Annotated in this window: 3 protein-coding genes and 1 pseudogene; 1 reads left to right on the plus strand and 3 read right to left on the minus strand. The window is 70.6% G+C overall.

Features of this window, described 5'->3' with window-relative positions; genetic code table 11:
• The 3 genes and pseudogenes from ACLN58_RS19085 to ACLN58_RS19095 all read right to left on the minus strand — a co-directional run.
• Positions 1–640 (minus strand): annotated as a pseudogene (locus ACLN58_RS19085) (5-methyltetrahydropteroyltriglutamate--homocysteine S-methyltransferase); the annotation flags it as partial.
• 24 nt (positions 641–664) lie between these two features.
• Positions 665–1,612 (minus strand): methylenetetrahydrofolate reductase, encoded by a 948-nt coding sequence (locus ACLN58_RS19090; protein ID WP_415856817.1) that lies wholly within the window; start codon positions 1,610–1,612, stop codon positions 665–667.
• A 345-nt stretch (positions 1,613–1,957) separates the two neighbouring features.
• Entirely contained in the window at positions 1,958–3,166 is a 1,209-nt protein-coding gene (locus tag ACLN58_RS19095) for an ROK family transcriptional regulator (RefSeq protein ID WP_415856819.1), read from the minus strand.
• Between the two features lie 144 nt (positions 3,167–3,310).
• On the opposite strand from ACLN58_RS19095, the gene ACLN58_RS19100 reads away from it, so the two are divergent.
• Positions 3,311–3,919, plus strand: a 609-nt coding sequence (locus ACLN58_RS19100; protein ID WP_415856818.1) for a phosphotransferase, incomplete at its 3' end; no start/stop codon positions are given.

A 3,919-nucleotide genomic window follows, 5' to 3' on the forward strand; every position in this document is an offset into this window, starting at 1 on the left:
CGGCGCCCGCGGCACCGAGGCGCTCGAGCAGCGCGGCGTAGACGGGGAGCACGTCGTCGAGGCGAGACAGCGGCGCGAAGCCCTCGGGGGCGTCGTCGGACGCCTTGCTCAGCAGGAGGAACGTCACGGGGCCCACGAGGTACGGGCGCGTCACGACGCCGTTCGCCTGGGCGAAGCGGAACTCGTCGACAGCGCGCTCGGAGGAGAGCGAGAAGACCGTCTCCGGGCCGATCTCGGGCACGAGGTAGTGGTAGTTGGAGTCGAACCACTTGGTCATCTCGAGCGGCTGCTGCTCGGCGTTGCCGCGGGCCAGCGTGAAGTATGCGTCGAGCCCGAGCTGGCCGTCCGCGTCGAGCAGCGAGCCGAAGCGGGCCGGAACCGCGCCGAGGGCCACGGCGGTGTCGAGCACCTGATCGTAGAACGAGAACGTGCCGGGGATCGCGGAGGCCTCCGTGAGGCCGAGCTCCGTAAGCCGGCGCAGGGTCGCGAGCTGGATGCTGTCCGCCGCGGCCTCGAGCTCGGCGGCGCTGCTCTTGCCGGCCCAGTAGGCCTCGACGGCCTTCTTGAGCTCGCGGCGGCGGCCGATGCGGGGGTAGCCGAGGATGGTGGCTGCGGGGAATGAGGTCTTGCTGTCAGTCATCGTGGTTCCTTCGTCGGTGACAGGTCAGGTGGTCCGGCGGTGGGCCTGGAGGGAAGGCCGCGAGGGCCGAGGGAGATTGAGTTTCGAGAGCACCTCAAGGGCGCTCTCGTGCTCGTTGAACGTGTAGAGATGCAGACCGGGAGCACCGGCGTCGAGGGCCGCCTCGGCTAGCGCGACGCTCGCGTCGACGCCGATCCGGCGGGCGGTCGCGGCGTCCTCGGCCGCGGCGCGCATGCGGTCCACGAGGCGAGCGTCCGGCTCGACCCCGCTCAGCTCGGAGAGCCGAAGGATGCGCCGAAGGCTCGTGAGCGGCATGATGCCCGGGATGATCGGGATCGTGACGCCGGCCCGCCGCGCGCGGTGCACGAGCGCCGAGTACTGGTCGGGGTGGAAGAACACCTGCGTGATCGCGAAGTCTGCGCCCGAGCGCTGCTTCGCGAGGAGCACCTCGATGTCGTGGGCGACGCTCGGCGACTCGGGGTGCTTCACCGGATACGCCGCGACGCCGATCGCGACCTTGCCGGCCGCGAACTGAGCGAAGCGGCGCCGCTCGACACGCCGGATGAGCTCGATGAGGTCCTGCGCGTATCGGAGGCTGCCGTCGGGAAGATGGCCGTCCTTCGGGCGGTCGCCGCGCAGCGCGAGAATCCCGCGGACACCACGGTCCAAGAGCGCGTTCACGGTCCGGCTGAGCTCCTCCGGGGTCCCGCCCACGCACGTGAGGTGAGCGAGGGGGCGCAGCGTGGTCTCAAGCTGGAGCCGGTCCACGAGGTCGAGGGCCGTCTCATGGTTTGAGCCGCTCGCGCCGTACGTCACGGACACGTAGTCGGGGTCGGTGCACTCGAGCTCGCGGATGGTCTTCCACAGGGTCACCGACGCAGCGTCGCTGCGCGGCGGGAACAGCTCATAGGAGAGGGCGACGGGCTCGGCGGAATTCGCCGAAGGTGCGTCGATGAGAGTAGGTGGGGACACTTGCATTCCTAGGATCCGATGCGTGCCGGCGAAGGCTGAGCCATCGCCGGAGGAAGGGTATTAAGGAACGCAGGCATGCTGGCACAGGGACGCCGCCGCGGCGGGCGCCCGAAATGAACCAGCTTCCTGCGGCAAATGTCAGGCCCTCACGGGGGCACCCACATCCCCGGCTTGGGGGATCGCTGACACGTTGCGGGAAGCAACTTGACATTGAGACTAGGGAGCGGCGGGGCCGCCTTCAAGCCGCGGGCGCGAATTCGTCGTAATGCTACGAACTAGTACAAGCGTGACGCCGCGTGACGCGAAGGTGGCGCCGCGCCGCCGTCGTCCGTGCGTTGCGTGGGCTCAGCCCTCGAGCAGGAGCCGCTCCGCGCGCGGGGCGAGCGCGCGCTCGAGCACGAGGCACGCCGCGCCCACGGCCCCGACGTCCTCGCCGAGCCGCGTGCCCGAGAGGCCCACGCGGTGGATTCCGCGGGTCGCGAGGCGCTCGTTGACCATGTCAGGAAGGACATCGAGCACGAATTGCGCCACCGGCTCCCAGAACGGGCCCCCGAACACCATGCGCTCGACGTCCACGAGGTTGCCGACTACCGCCGCGGCCCACGCCATGTTGCGCGCGGCGCGCCGCATGATCGCGATCGCTGTCTCCTCGCCCTCGCCGACCATCTCGCTCAGCCGGGCGAACGCGCCTTGGTAGTCGCGCGCGGTGGGATTCTCCGGCAAGACCGGGAGGATGCCCGCCACGACGGCCTCGCTCACGATCACGGCCGGTTCAAGCGCCGTGCCGATGGTGCCGCGCATGCCGCAGCCGTCGCTGCAGAGCGGCCCGTCCGGGTCGACAATGATGTGACCGATCTCCCCCGCATTGCCCGAGCTCCCGCGATAGACCTCGCCGTTCAGGACCAGACCCACGCCGAGGCCGGTGCCGAGGTAGAAGAACACGAAGCTCTCGGAGCCGCCCGGGCCGCCCGCCCAAATCTCGGCCACCGCGGCGCCGGTCACGTCCTTGTCCACGGTCGTCGGGAGGCCGGTCGCGCGCTGGACGAGGTCCTGGATCGGGACGTCGACCCAGCCGTGCAGGAGTGGGGGGCCAACTACGGCTCCGCGGTCGAGGTCGATCGGTCCGGGGGCAGCCACGCCGAGACCGGCAACGAGCTTGCGATCCACTCCGGAGATCGCGAGGAGCTCCTCGACGCACTCGGCGATCGCCTGAACGATCTCGTCGGGGTCGTGGCTCAGGGGCGTGACGAACGTGCGCTTCTCGACGACCGCGCCCACGAGGTCCAAGAGCACCACGGTGATGAGTGCCGGGTCGAGGTGCACGCCCACCGCGTACATGCCTTGAGGATTGAGCCGCAGGATCGTGCGCGGCTTGCCCGGCCCGGAGCCCTCCTTGCCCGCCTCGACGATGAGCTTCTGATCGAGCAGGCGGCGCGAGATGTTGGAGATGGTCTGCGGCGAGAGCCCCACGAGCTGCGCGAGCTCGACGCGGCTGAGGCCGGCCTCGGAGCCGCGGATCGCGTCGAGGATGACCGTGAGATTGAAGTCCCCCATGCGCGGCAGATTGGTCCCGCGCCGCGGCGTTGACTGGCGTGGCTGCTCGGTCACGGGGTCCTTTCGGCAGATGCGTGATTATCCTTTCGTTTACGTTACCCTGTTCACCCCTGACCCGTAGCTGAGTGTGGACGAGGAGGCACCATGTCGCGCGTGCCCGAGTCCGAGGCGGTCATCACGGCGGAGCTCGTCCGCGGCCTGCTCGCCGACCAGCATCCCGACCTTGCGGGCCTGCCACTGGTCGCGGCCTCCGAGGGGTGGGACAACGTCGTGTTCAGGCTCGGCCACGATCTTGCGGTCAGGATGCCTCGGCGCGAGCTCGCGGCGGGCCTCGTGCGTTCGGAGCTGCGCTTCGTGGGCGAGATCGCGGCGCGCACGGGCGTCGCGCTGCCCGTACCGGTGCGCCGCGGGCGTCCCGGACGCGGCTATCCGTGGGTCTGGAGCGTGTGCCGGTGGACTGAGGGGACGCCCGGGCTGTCGGTGCCCACCTCGGCACGTGGCGGCGAGCAGGAGCTCGCGGGCTTCCTGGGCGCGCTCCACGCGCCTGCGCCCCCGGACGCCCCCAGAAATCCGCTCCGGGGCCTCCACGTCGCCGAACTCGAAGCGCGCGTGCACGAACGGCTCGGGCTCGTGGCGCACCGGCCGGACCATGCCGAGCTCGCGGCCCTGTGGGACGCCTTGTCCGACGCCCCGCCGTACGGTGGGCCGGCCGTGTGGGTGCACGGCGACCTGCACCCGGGCAACATCCTGTTC

Origin of the sequence: Sinomonas sp. G460-2, assembly GCF_047759905.1 — a bacterium.
Classification (GTDB): Bacteria; Actinomycetota; Actinomycetes; order Actinomycetales; family Micrococcaceae; genus Sinomonas.